The following is a 16,163-nucleotide window of genomic DNA, read 5'->3' as shown; positions in this document are numbered from 1 at the left end:
CAGACCTTACCCGCGCGGATACCCGGCGGTCGCGCCGTGCCAAGCTGGAGCCATGCAGCCTTCGACCCCGCCCTACGACGAACGTCTCACCGCGCCCCGTTCGTGGTGGCTGATCGCCGTCCTGATCGGCATCGCGTGCGCGCTGATGCTGCTGCCGCTGGGCACCCTGCCGCTCCTCGCCGGCCTGGCCGGCGGCACGGTCCTGTCGGCCGTCGCGGTCAGCTCGTACGGCTCCGCCCGCATCCGGGTGGTCGCGGGCGCGCTCGTCGCGGGGGACGCCCGGATCCCGGTCTCGGCGCTCGGCGGGGCCGAGGTGCTGGACGCCGAGGAGGCGCGCGCCTGGCGCACGCATAAGGCGGACGTCCGGGCCTTCATGCTGCTGCGCAGCTACATCCCGACGGCGGTCCGGGTGGAGGTCACCGACCCCGAGGACCCGACCCCGTACGTCTATCTCTCGACGCGCGACCCGCAGGCCCTGGTGGCCGCGCTGAACGCGGCGGTCCGGGCCTAAGGGCTCTCAGGTCTCAGGGGCGGCTGTTCCGGGAGGCGGTCCCAGGGGATCTGCTTCTCGCGCAGGTCCTTCCTGACCCGTTCGGCGAGCTTCCTGGTATCGCGCCGGTTCATGGACGCGCCGATCGCGGCGCCGACCATGAACGGGATCAAGCTCGGCAGGTCGCGCACGGTGCGCTTCATGATCTGGCGGCGCAGCTCGCGCTTCATCCGGCCGCTCAGTGCCGCGTCGACGGATGCGGGGCGGGTGACCTCGATGCCGCGCTCCTCGGTCCAGGCGGTGAGGTAGGCGGTGGAGCGCCGGCCGATGCCGCCCGGGGGACGGCGTCCGTAGACCTCGTGCAGCTCGGCGACGAGCTTCATCTCTATGGCGGCGACGCCGGTGACCTCGGCGGCCAGCTCGGCGAGCATCGCGGGCGGCACGGGCATCATGGCCGCCGCGCCGATTCCGGCGCCGACGGTGGCGGTCGCGCGGCTCGCGCCCACGACGAGCCGGTCCGCGATCTCCTCCGGCCCGAGGCCGGGAAAGTGCTTGCGCAGGGTGTCGAGGTCGCGCACAGGGACGCGGGGAGCGATGTGGATGATCAGGTCCGCGATATGACCGATCGCTTCCTTGGCGCTCTCCCCGCCCTTGCGTACGCCCCGTTTCACTGAACTCAGACGGCCTGCCCCGGTCACGGGCTCCGTCCTGCCGACCTGTCCGGCCCCATCGGCCGTGTCGACTCCGGCAGCCTCACGGGCTGCGCGTACCGCTACTTCGGCTGCTTCGAGCGAGGCCGCCTGCAGGCCCCGCTCGTCATCCTGTCCGTCCGGCGAGGGTGGCAGGGCGGACCGCTCGGCAGGCGCCTTCGCGCCCTCTGCCGGGCCTGTACCGCCCTGGTGCGCCTCCGGTGGCCTTCTGCCCCAGGGGCGCCGCTTGCGGAACGGTGTGTCCCCTGCCACGGCCGACCGGACCTCAGTCGCAGTCGCGGCAGATCGGCTGGCCGTTCTTCTCGCGGGCCAGCTGGCTGCGGTGGTGCACGAGGAAGCAGCTCATGCACGTGAACTCGTCGGCCTGCTTGGGCAGGACCCGTACGGCGAGCTCCTCGTTGGACAGGTCTGCGCCGGGCAGCTCAAGGCCCTCGGCCGCGTCGAACTCGTCGACGTCGACGGCGGAAGCCGTCTTGTCGCTCCGGCGCGCCTTCAGCTCTTCAAGGCTGTCCTGATCGACGTCGTCGTCGGTCTTGCGTGGGGTGTCGTAATCCGTTGCCATGTCGCTCTCCCCCTCTGGGTGTCTGCGGTGTCTCAGCGCTCGTAACGCGTGAGAGGCCGGACTTGTGCCCGACCTGAGGCGGAGATTTTGCCTCACATCAAGGTCTGTTACTCAATCGACACCCAAAAGGACCGCTCGGGAGTGATCGGCTTGGGTGGCGATGGGGACCGTACACGGTCCCGGCGGCGCCCTTCGCAGGCGCCACCCCGTGTACTTCCCGTCATACCTACCCCCGAAAACCCGGTGTTTCGCCGGGTTTCCGGTGAGTTCCCTGGTCACGGAGCGTGGACAGGGAGATATTCGCTCCTGTGATCGATCACACACGGTCTCTTCGGGATCAGGTCCCGAAAATTCCGCTCAAAGCGAACAAAAAATAATCGGTGCGCAAAGCTCCTCTCGAGCCGGTCAGACCGGCAGTGAGACGCGCATCACAAGACCACCGCCTTCGCGGGGCTCGGCGATGATACGGCCGCCGTGGGCGCGGGCGACGGACCTCGCGATCGACAGACCGAGCCCGACCCCCTTGTCGCTGCCCGTCCGCTCCGTACGCAGCCGCCTGAAGGGCTCGAAGAGGTTGTCGATCTCGTACGCCGGGACCACCGGGCCCGTGTTCGAGACGACGAGCACCGCCTGGCCGGGCAGCAGCGCCGTGCTCACCTCGACCCAGCCGCCCTCCGGGACGTTGTAGCGGACGGCGTTCTGTACGAGGTTCAGCGCGATGCGCTCCAGCAGGACGCCGTTGCCCTGGACGACGGCCTCGGCCAGCTCCTCGCGCATCTCCACGCCCTTGGCCTCGGCCTCGCCGCGCGCCTGGTCCACGGCGCGCGAGGCGACCTCGGCGAGGTCGACGGGTTTGCGCTCGACGATCTGGTTGTCGCTGCGGGCCAGCAGCAGCAGGCCCTCCACCAGCTGCTCGCTGCGCTCGTTGGTGGCCAGCAGCGTCTTGCCCAGCTGCTGGAGCTCGGGCGGGGCCTCCGGATCGGAGAGGTGGACCTCCAGCAGCGTGCGGTTGATCGCGAGCGGCGTGCGCAGCTCGTGCGAGGCGTTGCCGACGAACCGCTGCTGCGCGGTGAAGGCCCGCTCCAGCCGGTCCAGCATGTCGTCGAAGGTGTCGGACAGCTCCTTGAGCTCGTCGTCCGGCCCGTCCAGCTCGATGCGCCTGGACAGGTCCGTGCCGGCCACGGTCCGGGCGATGCGGGTGATCCGGCCCAGCGGCGAGAGCACCCGGCCGGCCATCCCGTAACCGAAGGCGAAGGCGATGATGCTGAGCCCGACGAGGGCCAGCAGCGAACGGTTGAGCAGCGTGTCGAGGGCCTGCTGGCGCTGGTGGTTCACGCAGGAGTTCATCGCGGCGTTGACCGCGCTCGGCGAGTTGCCCTCCTCCAGGAGGTTGCAGACGTTGCTGGAGACATGACCGTCGACGATCTTGAACGGGAGATCGCTGCCCACATGCAGAGCCTGGGCGGCCAGCATGTAGATGATCGACAGCAGCAGGATGCCCGCGATCAGGAACATGCCGCCGTACAGCAGCGTGAGCCGTATCCGGATGGTCGGACGCAGCCAGGGGTACGAAGGCTCCTGCTGCTGTTTGGGTTCCCAGGTGGGCTTGGGGGGTGGGGGCGGAGGGGTGGCGGACACGGACATCAGATCCGGTAACCGGAGCCGGGCACCGTGACGATCACCGGCGGCTCACCGAGTTTGCGGCGCAGGGTCATCACCGTCACCCGGACGACGTTGGTGAACGGGTCGGTGTTCTCGTCCCACGCCTTCTCCAGCAGCTGCTCCGCCGAGACGACGGCGCCCTCGCTGCGCATCAGGACCTCCAGGACGGCGAACTCCTTGGGCGCGAGCTGGACCTCCTGGCCGCCCCGGAACACCTCACGGCGGTTGGGGTCCAGCTTGATGCCGGCCCGTTCGAGGACGGGCGGCAGGGCGACGGTCGTACGCCGGCCGAGGGCCCGTACCCGGGCGGTCAGCTCGCTGAACGCGAAGGGCTTGGGCAGATAGTCGTCGGCGCCGAGCTCCAGGCCCTCCACCCGGTCGCTGACGTCCCCGGACGCGGTGAGCATGAGCACCCGGGTGGGCATGCCGAGCTCGACGATCCGGCGGCAGACGTCGTCGCCGTGCAGCAGGGGGAGGTCGCGGTCGAGCACCACGACGTCGTAGTCGTTGACCTCGATGCGCTCCACGGCCGCGGCCCCGTCGTACACGACATCGACGGCCATGGCCTCACGGCGCAATCCGGTGGCCACCGCATCGGCGAGCAGCTGCTCGTCCTCCACGACGAGTACGCGCACGGCGCTTCCTTCCCTAGAACTTCGCAACCAGAACTTCGCAAGCGGTCTGCACCACGGGGCTCCGGGGCGCCCGGGACGGCCACGCCGCCCGCGCAGCGGGCACGGCCCCGGCACACTTGTGCGGCTCCATCCTGCCCGTAACCCGCATAAACCGGCGGTAAGACGTCCCGCCCCGACCTGCGGCTTCGAGGAAGCGACGGGATTTTCGGGCCAGTTGAGGTTTCTCTGAGCTTCGTGCGGGGGAGTACGCATTCACACCCGCGATCACGTCTTCCCATGTGGCGTTGTCACAGGCCCCTCCGTCCCCCGGAGAGTGCGTGATCACCCGCCCTACCGCCTCGGCGGAGGGAAACCCGGGCACACCCCCGTGCCACCGACCCACGATGAGGGGGCGCTTCATGGACGCTTTCACCGCAGGTCTGCTGCAACGCATCAAGACGACCGAGGACGACCTCACGAAGGCCCGAGAGACGGGCGACGACTTCCTCGCGGACGTCGAGCAGAGCGAGCTGGACGACCTCCGTCGTCTCGCCGCCGAGCACGGTGTGCGGATCAGCACGACGACGAACGCCTGACCGTCGCTATGGGCCGAGGGCCCCGCAGCCGCTTCACAGCGGCTGCGGGGCCCTTCTGGCGTCCGGGGGGCCCGGGGAGCGCCCAGGATCAGTCGTGCCAGGCGCCCAGCCCGTCCAGGAGGGCCTGGAGCGGTTCGAAGACCCCGGGGGACGCGGCGACGGTCAGCTCGCCGTCGGCCGGCCGGCCCGGGCGCCCGCCGGTGAGGGCGCCGGCCTCCCGCGCGATGAGGTCGCCCGCCGCCAGGTCCCAGGGGTGCAGCCCGCGCTCGAAGTAGCCGTCGAGCCGGCCGGCGGCCACGTCGCAGAGGTCGATCGCGGCCGAGCCGCCGCGCCGGATGTCCCGGACCTGCGGGATGAGGTCGTGCGCCACCTCGGCCTGGTGGGCCCGGACCTCGGCGACGTAGTTGAAGCCGGTGGCCACCAGCGACTCGGCGAGCGGGGCGGTGGGCCGGCACCGCAGCCGGACGTGCTCGTCGCCGTGGGCGCCGCCCGTGACGAAGGCTCCGTGGCCGCGCCGCGCGAAGTACGTCTCGCCGCGCATCGGCGCCTCCACGACACCGGCGACCCGCTCACCGTCCACCTCGACGCCGATGGAGACGGCCCAGGACGGGAGTCCGTAGAGATAGTTCACCGTGCCGTCGAGCGGGTCGATCACCCAGCGCACTCCGGTGCTGCCCTCGGCGGTCGTGCCGCCCTCCTCACCGAGGTAGCCGTCCAGGGGGCGGCGCTCGACCAGGAATTCGGTGATCAGCTTCTCGGCGGCGATGTCCATCTCGGTGACGACGTCGACCGGGCTGGACTTGGTCGCGGCCACGCCCAGTCCCGCCGGACGCCCGTCGCGCAGCAGCCGGCCGGCGAGTCGCGCGGCTTCCAGGGCGAGGTCGAGCAGGACGTCCGATGAGTGCTCGGTTTCGGTCACGGCGCTCCCTAGGAGGTTGAGAGGGTGGAGAGAGACTTACGCGTAGGGGCTGTCGGCGCCCGCGGCGGCGGGCTTGGGCGCCCGGGCCGGGCAGCAGCCCACCGGGCAGAGGTCGTGGCTCGCGCCGAGCGTCCCGAGGGCGCACCGCCGCGGCTCGCGGCCCTGCTCGGCGGCGGCCCGCTCCAGGACGAGCTCGCGCACGGCGGCGGCGAACCGGGGATCGGCGCCGACCGTCGCGGAGCGGCGTACCGGCAGGCCCAGCTCGGCGGCCTTCGCGGTGGCCTCGGTGTCGAGGTCGTACAGGACCTCCATGTGGTCCGAGACGAAGCCGATGGGCGCCATCACCACGGCGGGGACACCTTCGCCGTGGAGGGCGTCGAGGTGGTCGCAGATGTCGGGCTCCAGCCACGGGATGTGCGGCGCACCGCTGCGCGACTGGTAGACGAGCCGCCAGGGGTGGGCCGTGCCGGTCCGCTCGCGCACCGCGTCCACGATCAGCCGGGCGACGTCGAGGTGCTCGGCGACGTACGCGCCGCCCTCCCCGTGCGCCTCCACGGGGCCCGAGGTGTCGGCCGCCGAGGTCGGGATGGAGTGCGTGGTGAAGGCGAGGTGGGCGCCGGGGCGCACCTCGTCGGGCAGGTCCGCCAGCGAGGCGAGGACGCCCTCCACCATGGGCTCCACGAAGCCGGGGTGATTGAAGTAGTGCCGGAGTTTGTCCACGCGCGGGACGGGAAGGCCCTCGGCCTCCAAGGCCGCCAGTGACTCGGCGAGGTTCTCGCGGTACTGCCGGCAGCCGGAGTACGAGGCGTAGGCGCTGGTCGCCAGGACGGCGATGCGGCGGTGGCCGTCGTTCACCATCTCGCGCAGGGTGTCGGTGAGGTAGGGGGCCCAGTTGCGGTTGCCCCAGTACACGGGCAGGTCCAGCCCGTGCTCGGAGAAGTCCTTGCGCAGCGCGTCGAGCAGGGCCCTGTTCTGGGCGTTGATCGGGCTGACGCCCCCGAACAGGAAGTAGTGCTTGCCGACCTCCTTGAGCCGTTCCTCGGGGATGCCCCGGCCGCGGGTCACGTTCGCCAGGAACGGGACCACGTCGTCCGGGCCTTCGGGGCCGCCGAAGGAGAGCAGGAGCAGGGCGTCGCAGGGGGCGGGATCGCGCAGATCGGACATGCCGTCGATCCTGCCACCCGCGCGCGGACGGGGTCGCGCCGACGTCCGGAGCGGGCGCTTCCGGCCCTCCGCACGGGGTGGTGGGAGGGGTGGATGCATATGCGGGAGTCGTGAGTATGATCCCCCTCCAACCGGCCGGTAACCCGTGGTTTCCGGCCGGGGAGACGCCGGCTGGGTGGGCCGGTTCCTAGGGAAGGGCGCGGGGAAGATGACCGAGACCTACACACGGACGGCGACGAGCCCGTGGCCCAACTGGGCGGGGACCGTCACCGCCAGGCCGGCCCGGACCGTGTCCCCCGCCTCCGTGGACGAGCTGGCCGAGGCCCTGCGCAGGGCGTCCGAGGACGGGCTGCGGGCGAAGCCGGTCGGCACCGGGCACTCGTTCACCGCGACCGCCGCCACCGACGGGCTGCTGATCAGGCCCGACCTGCTGACCGGCATCCGGGAGATCGACCGCAAGGCGATGACGGTGACGGTCGAGGCGGGCACCCCGCTGAAGCGCCTGAACACCGCGCTGGCCCGCGAGGGGCTCTCGCTCACCAACATGGGCGACATCATGGAGCAGACGGTCGCCGGAGCCACCTCCACCGGCACGCACGGCACCGGCCGCGACTCGGCGTCCATATCCGCGCAGATACGCGCCCTGGAGCTGGTCACCGCGGACGGCACGGTGCTGACCTGTTCGGAGACCGAGAACGCCGATGTGTTCGCGGTGGCGCGGATCGGGCTCGGCGCGCTGGGCGTCATCACCGCGATCACCTTCGCCGTGGAGCCGGTCTTCCTGCTGACCGCCCGCGAGGAGCCGATGAGCTTCGACCAGGTGACGACCGACTTCGATCAGCTCGTAACCGAGAACGAGCACTTCGAGTTCTACTGGTTCCCGCACACCGGGAACTGCAACACCAAGCGCAACAACCGCAGCGCCGGCCCCGCCGCCCCGCCCGGCAAGGTCAGCGGCTGGGTCGAGGACGAGCTGCTGTCCAACGGCGTCTTCCAGGTCGCCTGCGCGCTCGGCCGTGCCGTGCCCGCCACGATCCCCTCGATCGCCAGGATCTCCAGCCGCGCCCTGTCGGCGCGTACGTACACCGACATCCCGTACAAGGTGTTCACCAGCCCGCGCCGGGTGCGGTTCGTGGAGATGGAGTACGCGCTGCCGCGTGAGGCCGCCGTCGAGGCGCTGCGCGAGGTCCGGGCGATGGTGGACAGTTCGCCGCTGCGGATCAGCTTCCCCGTGGAGGTGCGCACCGCGCCCGCCGACGACATCGCGCTCTCCACGGCGTCGGGCCGGGAGAGCGCGTACATCGCCGTCCACATGTACCGGGGCACGCCCTATCAGGCCTACTTCACGGCGGTGGAGCGGATCATGACCGCGCACGGCGGCCGTCCGCACTGGGGCAAGATCAACACCAGGGACGCCGCGTACCTCTCCGGGGTGTACCCGCGCTTCGGCGAGTTCACGGCCGTACGGGACCGGCTGGACCCGGACCGGCTGTTCGGCAACGACTACCTGCGCCGGGTGCTGGGCGACTGACCCGGGCTCACTCCCCCGCTTCGGTGCCGGCCGGCGCCGGGACGCCGTCCGTGGCCGTCGGGTCGGGCGCCGCGCTCCCGCCGCCGTCGTCCGTGGCGCTCGGGGTGGGCGTGGGCGTGGGCTCGACGCCGCCGGCCGCCGGGTCCGAGGGGGTGGGCGAGGGGGTCGCGCCTTCGGTGGGAGCGCCACTGCGGTCCGGCTGCGGGGCGGTGCCGTCCTCGTCCTGGCCGCCGGTGCCGGGCGTCGCCGTGTCCTGGTCCCGCTGCACCGGGTCCGACGCGTCCTGACCGGGGCGGGTGGTTTCGTCGGGCGCGGGGGTGGAAGGGCCGTCGTGGCGCTCACCGCGTACGACGGAGCCCACGGTCGTCCCGTGGCCGCCGCTCAGATCGCCGCCGGAGATCAGTTCGTACGTGGTGATGCCGGCCATCGAGACCGCGAAGACCACGGCCGCGCCGATGGCCGACCGCTTCCAGCCGCGCATCCGGGTGCCGTGCGTGGTCGCCTCGGAGAACTCCTCGTCCGGCCCGGCCCCGGCGACGGGGCTGCGCAGCACGGTCGTCGCGTCGGGCTCCACACGGCGCAGGAGCGTCGTCTCGTCCGCCCGGCGCAGCAGCATCGTTTCGTCCGCCCGCGGGTCCACCCGGCGCAGGACCGTCGTGGCGTCGTCCACCGCTCCCAGCAGGACGGTCTCCTGCGGTGAGGGTTCCGACCGCCGCGCGCCCGTCTCACGGGTGCGGACGGTCACCTCGCGGTCCGGGTGCTTCACCTGGACCGTGACCTCGCGTATCTGCTCTCCCGTACGACGGAAGAAGTGCTGGAAGACCGAGCCGCCGCAGGTCGCCACGACGCTCATGACTCCGGCGCCCGCGATGGTTCCGTACACACCGAGCTGGGAAGCCGCCACGGCCGCCGCCACCGCGGCGACCGCACTGCCCGCCACCTGGGGCAGGCTCAGATCGATCCGCCTCTCCTTGAGTTCTATGTCGCTTTCCGGCTTCTGCACCATTTCCAGCCCTTGATTGACATCTCTCCCACCATGCACCAACTAGGGACACGTGAGCGAAGCCGAAAGTTCCGGTTGCGTGGATTATGTGAAGCACGACACGGATCATGGGCGCGAGGCGTCTGGAGGGGTAGGTCAACTCCCGCACCTCACGAGAACTTCGGCGGCGCGGCGGTCCACCCACATGGCCCGAATGGAGTACTGTGGCGAGCCCTGGGGCCGGACACCCGTGCGGGCGTCCGGAACCTTCGGGAGGGGGCCGAAGGAGGCACTCGATCCGGCGGCGCACGGCATCGCACGGCGGCCAGCTACACGGAGTGACCATCGGCCACTTTGCGTTGCGCAAAGGCTACCGTGGCATACCGGCGATCAAGGGCTCACGCCCGACACGCCGGGCAACACGGCAATGTTGTGGCAGGCTGCACCCGGGCAGGCCACACTCGACTAGCGGAAGCAGCGACGCACGTGACGTCGGCAGGCACCACCCGGGAGGTCCCCATGCCCGAACTGCGTGTCGTGGCCGTCTCCAACGACGGCACACGACTGGTGCTCAAAGCTGCGGACAGTACGGAGTACACGCTTCCGATCGACGAGCGGCTGCGAGCCGCCGTGCGCAACGACCGCGCCCGGCTCGGCCAGATCGAGATCGAGGTGGAGAGCCACCTCCGCCCGCGCGACATCCAGGCACGGATACGAGCCGGCGCCTCCGCCGAGGAGGTCGCCCAGTTCGCCGGGATCCCCGTCGACCGTGTCCGCCGCTTCGAGGGCCCCGTGCTCGCGGAGCGCGCCTTCATGGCGGAGCGGGCCCGGAAGACTCCCGTGCGCCGTCCCGGCGAGAACACCGGCCCCCAACTCGGCGAGGCGGTGCAGGAGCGACTGCTGCTGCGCGGCGCCGACAAGGAAACCGTCCAGTGGGACTCCTGGCGCCGCGACGACGGCACCTGGGAGGTCCTCCTCGTCTACCGGGTCGCGGGTGAGCCGCACTCGGCGAGCTGGACGTACGACCCGCCGCGCCGGCTGGTCCAGGCCGTGGACGACGAGGCCCGTTCGCTGATCGGCGAGACGGACGAGGTCGCCGCGCCCGAGCCCAGCTTCCCGTTCGTGCCCCGGATCGCCCGGCTGCCGCGCGACCGGCCGCTGGACCGCGCGCTGGACCGGCAGATCGAGCGTCCGGCCCCGCCGCCGCCCCCGGAGCCGGAGGAGCGGATCGCCGGGGTGACCGCGAGCGAGCGGGATTCCCTCACCAGCCTGCTGGAGGCGGTGCCCAGCTTCCGCGGTGACATGGTCGTACCGGAACGGCCCTCGCCGCCCGAGCCCCCGGCCATCGAGCCCCCCGAGCGGGAGCCGGAGGCCGAGGAGCCGCCCGCCGCGTCGGCCGGAGCGGGCTCCGCGTACGCGGACGTCCTGATGCCGCGCGCGGTCGCCGGCCACCGCGACCGGCTGACGGGTACGACGGACCGGCAGGCCGAGGCGGACGGGGTCCGGCCCGGGCGCAGAGCCGCGGTGCCCAGCTGGGACGAGATCGTCTTCGGCACCCGCCGCAAGAAGCAGGACTAGACGGCATGAAGAGGGCCCGTACGCGAGCGCGTACGGGCCCTTGTGCGTCGCGCTCGCGCGACGGCGTCCCGTTAGCTGGGGTCGGGTCCGGTGGCGACCGGGCGCGACTCGTCGGCGGACCAGTGCGACCAGGAGCCCGCGTAGAGGGCGGCCCGGTGCCCGGCGAGCTCCAGCGCCAGCACCTGCTGGGCGCCGGAGACACCCGAGCCGCAGTAGACACCGACCTCCGCGGTCTCCCCGCCCACGCCCAGCCCGGCGAACCGGGCGGCCAGACGCTCGGGGCTCAGGAAGCGCCCGTCCGCGTCCACGTTCTCGCCGGTCGGCGCGGAGACCGCGCCGGGGATGTGGCCGCCGACCCGGTCGATGGGTTCCACATCGCCCCGGTAGCGCTCGGCCGCCCGCGCGTCGAGCAGGACACCCGAGCGGGCCAGGGCCGCGGCACCGTCCGCGTCGAGCAGCGGCAGCGCCCCCGGCGCGGGCACGAAGTCGCCCTCGGCCGGCTCCGGGGCCTCCTTCGACAGCTCCCCCGTCCAGGCCGCGAGGCCGCCGTCCAGCACCCGTACGTCGGAGTGCCCCGCCCAGCGCAGCAGCCACCAGGCCCGGGCGGCCGCCCAGCCCTGACCGCCGTCGTAGACGACGACCGGACCGTCCCGGCGGACCCCGGCGCGGCGCATCGCGGCGCCGAACTCGTCCGGGTCGGGCAGCGGATGGCGGCCGCCGCCGGCGCCCGCCGGACCGGCGAGTTCCGCGTCGAGGTCCACGAAGACGGCGCCGGGGATGTGCCCCGCCTCGTAGTCGGGCCGGCCGTGCGGGCCGCCCAGCTGCCAACGTACGTCCAGGAGCACCGGCGGACGCGGCCCCGCCAGTTCGCTCACGCATTCGGATGCGGAGATGATGGGCTTCATGCGTGCCATCCTCGCGCACACGCCCGGTTGCCCGTGACAACAACCAAGCGGGTATACCAGGACATAAAGGTCCCCCTGGGACGAGAACCTGGAAGTGACGGCGCGGCCGGAGCGCATCCCGCGCCCGGTGGTGCAAGCATCTGCACGGGGCGTACCCGACTCGCACCGCACCACGGCGCACCGGCCCCGTTTTCCCGTACGACCACCACGATGGTCCGAGGAGAGTGACGATGACCGAGGCTGCCGCTCGGCGTGCACCCGGAACACCTTGCTGGGTGAGCCTGATCGTGCACGGCCTGCGCACGACCCAGAACTTCTACGCCGAGCTGTTCGGCTGGGAGTTCGGCCCCGGCCCCGAACAGCTCGGCCCGTACGTGCGGGCGCTGATCGGCGGGAAGGAGGTCGCGGGCATCGGACAGCTGCCGCCGGACCGGCACCTCCCTATCGCCTGGACGACCTATCTGGCCACCGACGACGCCGATCAGACGGCCGAGGCGATCAGGGCCTGTGGCGGCACGGTCGGCGTCGGGCCGCTCGACGCGGGCGAGGCGGGCCGCATGGCCATCGCCTCCGACCCGGGCGGCGCCGTCTTCGGGATCTGGCAGGCCGCAGCGCACATCGGCACCACGCTGGCGGGGGCGCCCGGCACCCCGGTCTGGAACGAGCTGGTGACCCGGGAGACGTCGACGGTCGCCAAGTTCTACCAGGCGGTCTTCGGCTACGAGACCAAGGCCGTCGTCTCGGCGGACTTCGACTACCAGACCCTGCACCTCCAGGGCCGCCCGGTCGCCTCGCTGCACGGCGTCGGCCATGCCCTGCTGCGCGACCGGGGGCCGCACTGGATGACGTACTTCGAGGTGGCCGACACGGACGAGGCCGCGCAGCAGGTGGCGGAGCTCGGCGGGCAGGTCCTGAGCCCGCCGAGGGAGGGCCCGAGCGGCCGGGTCGCGACGGTCGCGGACCCGGAGGGCGCGGTCTTCACGATCCAGCGCTCGGTGGCACGCTGACCGCACCGCGCACGAGCCGCCAGGGCGCGAGCTGGACGACGCCGAACGCCGCTTCGGCCACCAGGAACAGCCAGAGCCAGTACGGGGCGCCCTGGGCGAGCGCGTACGCCTGCCACAGGGCGAACAGCGTGCGCGCGAGGCCGTCGTACAGACCGTGCACCGGCAGCGGCCGGACGAGGCGCAGGAGCGCCCAGACGACCACCACCGACCCCATGAGGTTGGCGTAGAGGGTTTCTATCGGATCGAGGGCGGGCAGAGCGCCCGCCCCGATCGCCTCCCCGAGCCGGGACAGTGCGCTGTGCACCAGCCCGTACGTCCAGGGAGTGGCGAACCCCGCGGTGACGACGAGGTCGTACCACGCGCTCGCGCGTACGAAACGCGGATAGGCGGGGTGGGAGGGCGTGACGGTACGGAACACGGGGGGCTCTCCTGACGGCTTCCTTCACGGACGCCCCCGACCGTAAACACTGGAGTACTGTCCAAGGTCAAGTCCGCGAACCCAGAGGGCGGGAGAGCCGTGCGTATCGGGGAGTTGGCCGCGCAGACGGGGCTGAGCAGGGACACCATCCGCTTCTACGAGCGCACCGGGCTGATCTCCGGGCAGCGGCTGCCCAACGGCTACCGCGATTTCCCGCCCGAGACCGCGCCCTGGCTCGCCTACGTCCGCACCGCCCAGGCGCTCGGATTCTCCCTGGCCGAGATCGCACGTACGGGCGAAGAGCTGCGCGACGCACCGGACAGCGCGCAGGCACTGTCCGCGCTGTTCGAGGAGAAGATCGCGGTCATCGACGCACGCATGGCCCAACTCACCGCCCTGCGGGCCGACCTCACCGCGCGCGCCGGCACGGGCTGCCCGCTGCGGGCGGCGGGCTGAGCGTCAGGCGGAGGAGACCGGCAGGACGTCCGGGGAGAGTGCGCCCGCCTGGGCGGAGGCGGCGGTGGCCCGGCGGCGGTGGTGGCGCCGGCACAGGACCTCGTAACCGACCTCGCCCGCCGGGCGGTGCACATCGCCGACGACGACCTGCGCGCCCTCCACGACCATCTCGCCGTCCACGGTGCGGGCGTTGTGCGTAGCGCGGGCGCCGCACCAGCAGAGGGCTTCGACCTGGAGCTGTTCTATGCGGTCGGCCAGCTCGACCAGGCGCTGGGAGCCGGGGAAGAGCCGGGTGCGGAAGTCCGTCGTGATGCCGAAGGCGAAGACGTCCATCTCCAGGTCGTCCACGACCCGGGCCAGCTGGTCGATCTGTTCCGGGGCCAGGAACTGCGCCTCGTCCACGATCACGTAGTCGACGCGGCCGCCCTTGGACAGCTGGGCGACGAGATACGCGTACAGGTCCATGTCCTCGTCGGCCTCGACGGCCTCCGTGACCAGGCCGAGGCGGGACGAGAGCTTCCCCTCCCCCGCGCGGTCGTCCCGGGTGAAGATCACGCCCTGCAAGCCCCTCGCCGAGCGGTTGTGGCCGATCTGGAGGGCCAGGGTGCTCTTTCCGCAGTCCATCGTTCCGGAGAAGAACACAAGCTCGGGCATGGCGGGTTGAGCACCTTTCGGGACGGGAAGAGAGAGCGGCTGATCGGGGCGGAGCGGGCTACGAGCGTACTTCGAGGAGTGGGACGAACTGCTCGACGGGGGTCATGGAGCCGTGCATGCCGACCATGGCCGACTCGTGCGGCTCGTTGCGCGAGGCGGTGATCACCACGTCGTCGTGGGCGGCCGCGACCACGTCGCCGATCCTGCCGTACACCCGCTCGTCGATGGTGGGGCCGAACCAGCCCGCGGCGACGGCCTCGTCCCGGCTCGCCACCCAGAACTGCTCGCCCAGCACCTCGCGCCAGACGGCCAGCACGTCGGACGCGGCGCCGGGGACGGCGTACACATGCCGTGCCCGGCCCTCGCCGCCGAGCAGCGCGACGCCGGCGCTCAGCTCCCAGTCCTCGTCGAAGTCGATCCGGGACTGCTCGTCGAAGGGGATGTCGATCATGCCGTGGTCGGCGGTGATGTAGAGCGCCGTGCGCGGCGGAAGCTGCTCGGCGAGGCGCCGGGCCAGCCCGTCGACGTACATCAGCTGTCCGCGCCAGGCGTCGGAGTCGGTGCCGAAGCGGTGCCCCTTGCCGTCCACCTCGCTGTAGTACGTATAGACGAGCGAACGGTCCCCGGCGGCCAGCCGCTCGGCGGCGGTGTCCATCCGCTCCTCGCCGCTGAGCCGGCCGAGGAACGAGCCGCCGCTGAGCGCGACCTTGGTCAGCGGGGTCTGCTCGAAGGCGGGGGCGGAGACCTGCGCGGTACGCACCCCGGCCGCGTCGGCGAGCTGGAAGAGGGTGGGGTGCGGCTGCCACGCCTTCGGCGGGGTCCACGGTTTCCAGCGGAGCTGGTTCATCAGCTCGCCGGTCTCGGGGTTACGGACCGTGTAACCGGGAAGACCGTGCTCGCCCGGGGGCAGTCCGGTGCCGACGGACGCCAGCGAGGTCGCCGTGGTGGCCGGGAAGCCGGCCGTGATCGGGCGGCCGGTGCCGCCGCGCGAGGTCGGCAGCAGCGAGTGCAGGAACGGCGCCTCGTCGGGGTGGGCCTTTATCTGCTCCCAGCCGAGGCCGTCGATCAGGAAGACGCAGTTCCGGTCGGCGGGGGTGAGTTCGCCGATGGCCGCGTCGAAGCCGGGGACCTCCTGGCCCGCGAGCAGGGTCGGCAGCAGATCGGCGAGCGAGCCGCTGCCGTACTCCGGGACGGGCGCGGTGTCGACGGACAGCGGGACGAAGTCGTCCGGCCAGGCCGGCTGGGCCATCAGCGGCCGGCCGCGGGGGTCGCCACCGTGGCCTCGGAGAGCGCCTGGGCGAAGGCGAGGGTCTGGCGCACGGTGTCCGGGCCGTCGCCGGCCTCGCTGACCCGCAGACTCAGGTCGTCGGCGGTGGTGCTGCCGGTGTAGCCGTGGTCCGCCTCGCAGTTCGGGTCGCCGCAGGCGGCCGGCTCCAGGTCGATCCGGGAGACCGCGCCCCAGCCGATGGTCAGGACGACCTCGCGGGGCAGCGTGCCCGGCACGTACTTCTCCGGATTGGCGACGACGCGGCTGACCACGACCGAGGAGATCCGGTCCAGCTTGACCGACTCCGTCGAGGTCGTGGCGTACGGCGACGGGGAGCTGGTGTCCGCGTTCTGCTCGTCGGTGTGGCTGACGATGAAGCGGGTGTCCGTGAGCACCAGCACCGTGACGTGCCGGCGCACCTCGTTGGAGTCGAAGGTCGTCTCCTGGTGCACCAGGTACGAAGCGACCGGCTCACCCCCCACGGCGGCCTCCACCGCCTCGGCCACGAGGGCCGGGTAATAGCCGCTGCGCTCGATCGCCGCGCGCAGCCCCTGGGTCGTCGTACCGGTCTTAGCCATGAGAACCATCCTACGGGGGCCGGGTGGCTGCCGGGGACGCCGCCGGAGCCCCGCCCCGGCCCGTCCAGGG

18 protein-coding genes are annotated in these 16,163 nt (G+C 72.1%); 6 read left to right on the top strand and 12 right to left on the bottom strand.

Features of this window, described 5'->3' with window-relative positions; translation table 11 throughout:
- The first annotated feature begins 52 nt into the window (after positions 1-52).
- Positions 53-511 (top strand): DUF3093 domain-containing protein, encoded by a 459-nt coding sequence (locus ACIQZN_RS24005; protein ID WP_403997405.1) that lies wholly within the window; start codon positions 53-55, stop codon positions 509-511.
- On the opposite strand, the gene ACIQZN_RS24000 is transcribed toward ACIQZN_RS24005, so the two are convergent.
- The 4 genes from ACIQZN_RS24000 to ACIQZN_RS23985 all read right to left on the bottom strand — a co-directional run bounded on the left by ACIQZN_RS24000 (position 508) and on the right by ACIQZN_RS23985 (position 4,059).
- Entirely contained in the window at positions 508-1,452 is a 945-nt protein-coding gene (locus ACIQZN_RS24000; RefSeq protein ID WP_403997403.1) for a hypothetical protein, read from the bottom strand. The genes ACIQZN_RS24005 and ACIQZN_RS24000 overlap by 4 nt on opposite strands.
- A gap of 13 nt (positions 1,453-1,465) precedes the next feature.
- Positions 1,466-1,762: a DUF4193 domain-containing protein gene (locus ACIQZN_RS23995; RefSeq protein ID WP_003965732.1), complete on the bottom strand. Its 297-nt coding sequence runs from the start codon at positions 1,760-1,762 to the stop codon at positions 1,466-1,468.
- A gap of 405 nt (positions 1,763-2,167) precedes the next feature.
- On the bottom strand, positions 2,168-3,406 hold the full coding sequence (locus ACIQZN_RS23990; protein WP_403997400.1) for a sensor histidine kinase: 1,239 nt from the start codon (positions 3,404-3,406) through the stop codon (positions 2,168-2,170).
- Positions 3,406-4,059, bottom strand: coding sequence for a response regulator transcription factor (locus ACIQZN_RS23985; RefSeq protein WP_073967451.1), 654 nt, complete (start codon positions 4,057-4,059; stop codon positions 3,406-3,408). Before ACIQZN_RS23985 ends, ACIQZN_RS23990 begins: the two co-directional genes overlap by 1 nt.
- Before the next feature lie 398 nt (positions 4,060-4,457).
- Here ACIQZN_RS23985 and ACIQZN_RS23980 point away from each other — a divergent pair, with 398 nt between their 5' ends.
- Positions 4,458-4,634, top strand: coding sequence for a hypothetical protein (locus tag ACIQZN_RS23980; protein ID WP_018105385.1), 177 nt, complete (start codon positions 4,458-4,460; stop codon positions 4,632-4,634).
- An 88-nt stretch (positions 4,635-4,722) separates the two neighbouring features.
- Here ACIQZN_RS23980 and ACIQZN_RS23975 read toward each other — a convergent pair whose 3' ends face one another.
- Together ACIQZN_RS23975 and ACIQZN_RS23970 are read right to left on the bottom strand one after the other, a co-directional pair.
- Positions 4,723-5,553, bottom strand: coding sequence for an inositol monophosphatase family protein (locus ACIQZN_RS23975; protein WP_403997396.1), 831 nt, complete (start codon positions 5,551-5,553; stop codon positions 4,723-4,725).
- Positions 5,554-5,589: 36 nt separating this feature from the next.
- Entirely contained in the window at positions 5,590-6,717 is a 1,128-nt protein-coding gene (locus ACIQZN_RS23970; RefSeq protein ID WP_403997393.1) for a ferrochelatase, read from the bottom strand.
- Between the two features lie 208 nt (positions 6,718-6,925).
- Here ACIQZN_RS23970 and ACIQZN_RS23965 point away from each other — a divergent pair, with 208 nt between their 5' ends.
- Positions 6,926-8,248 carry a D-arabinono-1,4-lactone oxidase gene (locus ACIQZN_RS23965; RefSeq protein ID WP_403997390.1) on the top strand — a complete coding sequence of 441 codons (1,323 nt, stop codon included), beginning with the start codon at positions 6,926-6,928 and terminating at the stop codon, positions 8,246-8,248.
- A gap of 7 nt (positions 8,249-8,255) precedes the next feature.
- Here ACIQZN_RS23965 and ACIQZN_RS23960 read toward each other — a convergent pair whose 3' ends face one another.
- Positions 8,256-9,254 (bottom strand): hypothetical protein, encoded by a 999-nt coding sequence (locus ACIQZN_RS23960; RefSeq protein ID WP_403997387.1) that lies wholly within the window; start codon positions 9,252-9,254, stop codon positions 8,256-8,258.
- A gap of 495 nt (positions 9,255-9,749) precedes the next feature.
- On the opposite strand from ACIQZN_RS23960, the gene sepH reads away from it, so the two are divergent.
- Positions 9,750-10,808, top strand: a complete 1,059-nt coding sequence (gene sepH / locus ACIQZN_RS23955; RefSeq protein ID WP_403997384.1) for a septation protein SepH — start codon at positions 9,750-9,752, stop codon at positions 10,806-10,808.
- A gap of 71 nt (positions 10,809-10,879) precedes the next feature.
- Here the strand turns inward: sepH and ACIQZN_RS23950 are convergent, their stop codons facing one another.
- Positions 10,880-11,713 carry a sulfurtransferase gene (locus tag ACIQZN_RS23950; RefSeq protein WP_403997381.1) on the bottom strand — a complete coding sequence of 278 codons (834 nt, stop codon included), beginning with the start codon at positions 11,711-11,713 and terminating at the stop codon, positions 10,880-10,882.
- 230 nt (positions 11,714-11,943) lie between these two features.
- On the opposite strand from ACIQZN_RS23950, the gene ACIQZN_RS23945 reads away from it, so the two are divergent.
- Positions 11,944-12,720, top strand: a complete 777-nt coding sequence (locus ACIQZN_RS23945; protein ID WP_403997378.1) for a VOC family protein — start codon at positions 11,944-11,946, stop codon at positions 12,718-12,720.
- Here ACIQZN_RS23945 and ACIQZN_RS23940 read toward each other — a convergent pair.
- Positions 12,692-13,138 (bottom strand): hypothetical protein, encoded by a 447-nt coding sequence (locus ACIQZN_RS23940; protein ID WP_403997375.1) that lies wholly within the window; start codon positions 13,136-13,138, stop codon positions 12,692-12,694. The two genes, ACIQZN_RS23945 and ACIQZN_RS23940, sit on opposite strands and share 29 nt — an antisense overlap.
- Positions 13,139-13,237: 99 nt before the next feature.
- On the opposite strand from ACIQZN_RS23940, the gene ACIQZN_RS23935 reads away from it, so the two are divergent.
- Positions 13,238-13,594, top strand: coding sequence for a MerR family transcriptional regulator (locus ACIQZN_RS23935; RefSeq protein WP_403997372.1), 357 nt, complete (start codon positions 13,238-13,240; stop codon positions 13,592-13,594).
- A 3-nt stretch (positions 13,595-13,597) separates the two neighbouring features.
- Here ACIQZN_RS23935 and ACIQZN_RS23930 read toward each other — a convergent pair whose 3' ends face one another.
- The 3 genes from ACIQZN_RS23930 to ACIQZN_RS23920 are packed head-to-tail and all read right to left on the bottom strand — an operon-like array spanning position 13,598 to position 16,093.
- Positions 13,598-14,248, bottom strand: coding sequence for a thymidine kinase (locus ACIQZN_RS23930; RefSeq protein WP_403997370.1), 651 nt, complete (start codon positions 14,246-14,248; stop codon positions 13,598-13,600).
- A gap of 58 nt (positions 14,249-14,306) precedes the next feature.
- Entirely contained in the window at positions 14,307-15,497 is a 1,191-nt protein-coding gene (locus ACIQZN_RS23925; RefSeq protein WP_403997367.1) for an alkaline phosphatase family protein, read from the bottom strand.
- The gene (locus ACIQZN_RS23920; protein WP_018105373.1) at positions 15,497-16,093 is read right to left on the bottom strand and encodes a DUF5998 family protein; all 597 of its coding nucleotides are present in this window, start codon (positions 16,091-16,093) and stop codon (positions 15,497-15,499) included. Before ACIQZN_RS23920 ends, ACIQZN_RS23925 begins: the two co-directional genes overlap by 1 nt.
- Positions 16,094-16,163 lie beyond the last annotated feature (70 nt).

This window comes from Streptomyces sp. NPDC097595, assembly GCF_044761525.1.
In the GTDB taxonomy this organism is placed as follows: domain Bacteria; phylum Actinomycetota; class Actinomycetes; order Streptomycetales; family Streptomycetaceae; genus Streptomyces; species Streptomyces drozdowiczii_A.
This window is presented reverse-complemented; position numbering and strand designations above follow the sequence as displayed.

Bases quoted from the DNA above. Each gene is read 5' to 3' on its own strand.
- ACIQZN_RS23965 (WP_403997390.1), top strand. From the start codon at position 6,926: ATGACCGAGACCTACACACGGACGGCGACGAGCCCGTGGCCCAACTGG.
- ACIQZN_RS23925 (WP_403997367.1), bottom strand. From the start codon at position 15,497: ATGGCCCAGCCGGCCTGGCCGGACGACTTCGTCCCGCTGTCCGTCGAC.
- ACIQZN_RS23950 (WP_403997381.1), bottom strand. From the start codon at position 11,713: ATGAAGCCCATCATCTCCGCATCCGAATGCGTGAGCGAACTGGCGGGG.
- ACIQZN_RS23980 (WP_018105385.1), top strand. From the start codon at position 4,458: ATGGACGCTTTCACCGCAGGTCTGCTGCAACGCATCAAGACGACCGAG.
- ACIQZN_RS23930 (WP_403997370.1), bottom strand. From the start codon at position 14,248: ATGCCCGAGCTTGTGTTCTTCTCCGGAACGATGGACTGCGGAAAGAGC.
- ACIQZN_RS23920 (WP_018105373.1), bottom strand. From the start codon at position 16,093: ATGGCTAAGACCGGTACGACGACCCAGGGGCTGCGCGCGGCGATCGAG.
- ACIQZN_RS23995 (WP_003965732.1), bottom strand. From the start codon at position 1,762: ATGGCAACGGATTACGACACCCCACGCAAGACCGACGACGACGTCGAT.
- sepH (WP_403997384.1), top strand. From the start codon at position 9,750: ATGCCCGAACTGCGTGTCGTGGCCGTCTCCAACGACGGCACACGACTG.
- ACIQZN_RS24005 (WP_403997405.1), top strand. From the start codon at position 53: ATGCAGCCTTCGACCCCGCCCTACGACGAACGTCTCACCGCGCCCCGT.
- ACIQZN_RS23990 (WP_403997400.1), bottom strand. From the start codon at position 3,406: ATGTCCGTGTCCGCCACCCCTCCGCCCCCACCCCCCAAGCCCACCTGG.
- ACIQZN_RS23960 (WP_403997387.1), bottom strand. From the start codon at position 9,254: ATGGTGCAGAAGCCGGAAAGCGACATAGAACTCAAGGAGAGGCGGATC.
- ACIQZN_RS23970 (WP_403997393.1), bottom strand. From the start codon at position 6,717: ATGTCCGATCTGCGCGATCCCGCCCCCTGCGACGCCCTGCTCCTGCTC.
- ACIQZN_RS23945 (WP_403997378.1), top strand. From the start codon at position 11,944: ATGACCGAGGCTGCCGCTCGGCGTGCACCCGGAACACCTTGCTGGGTG.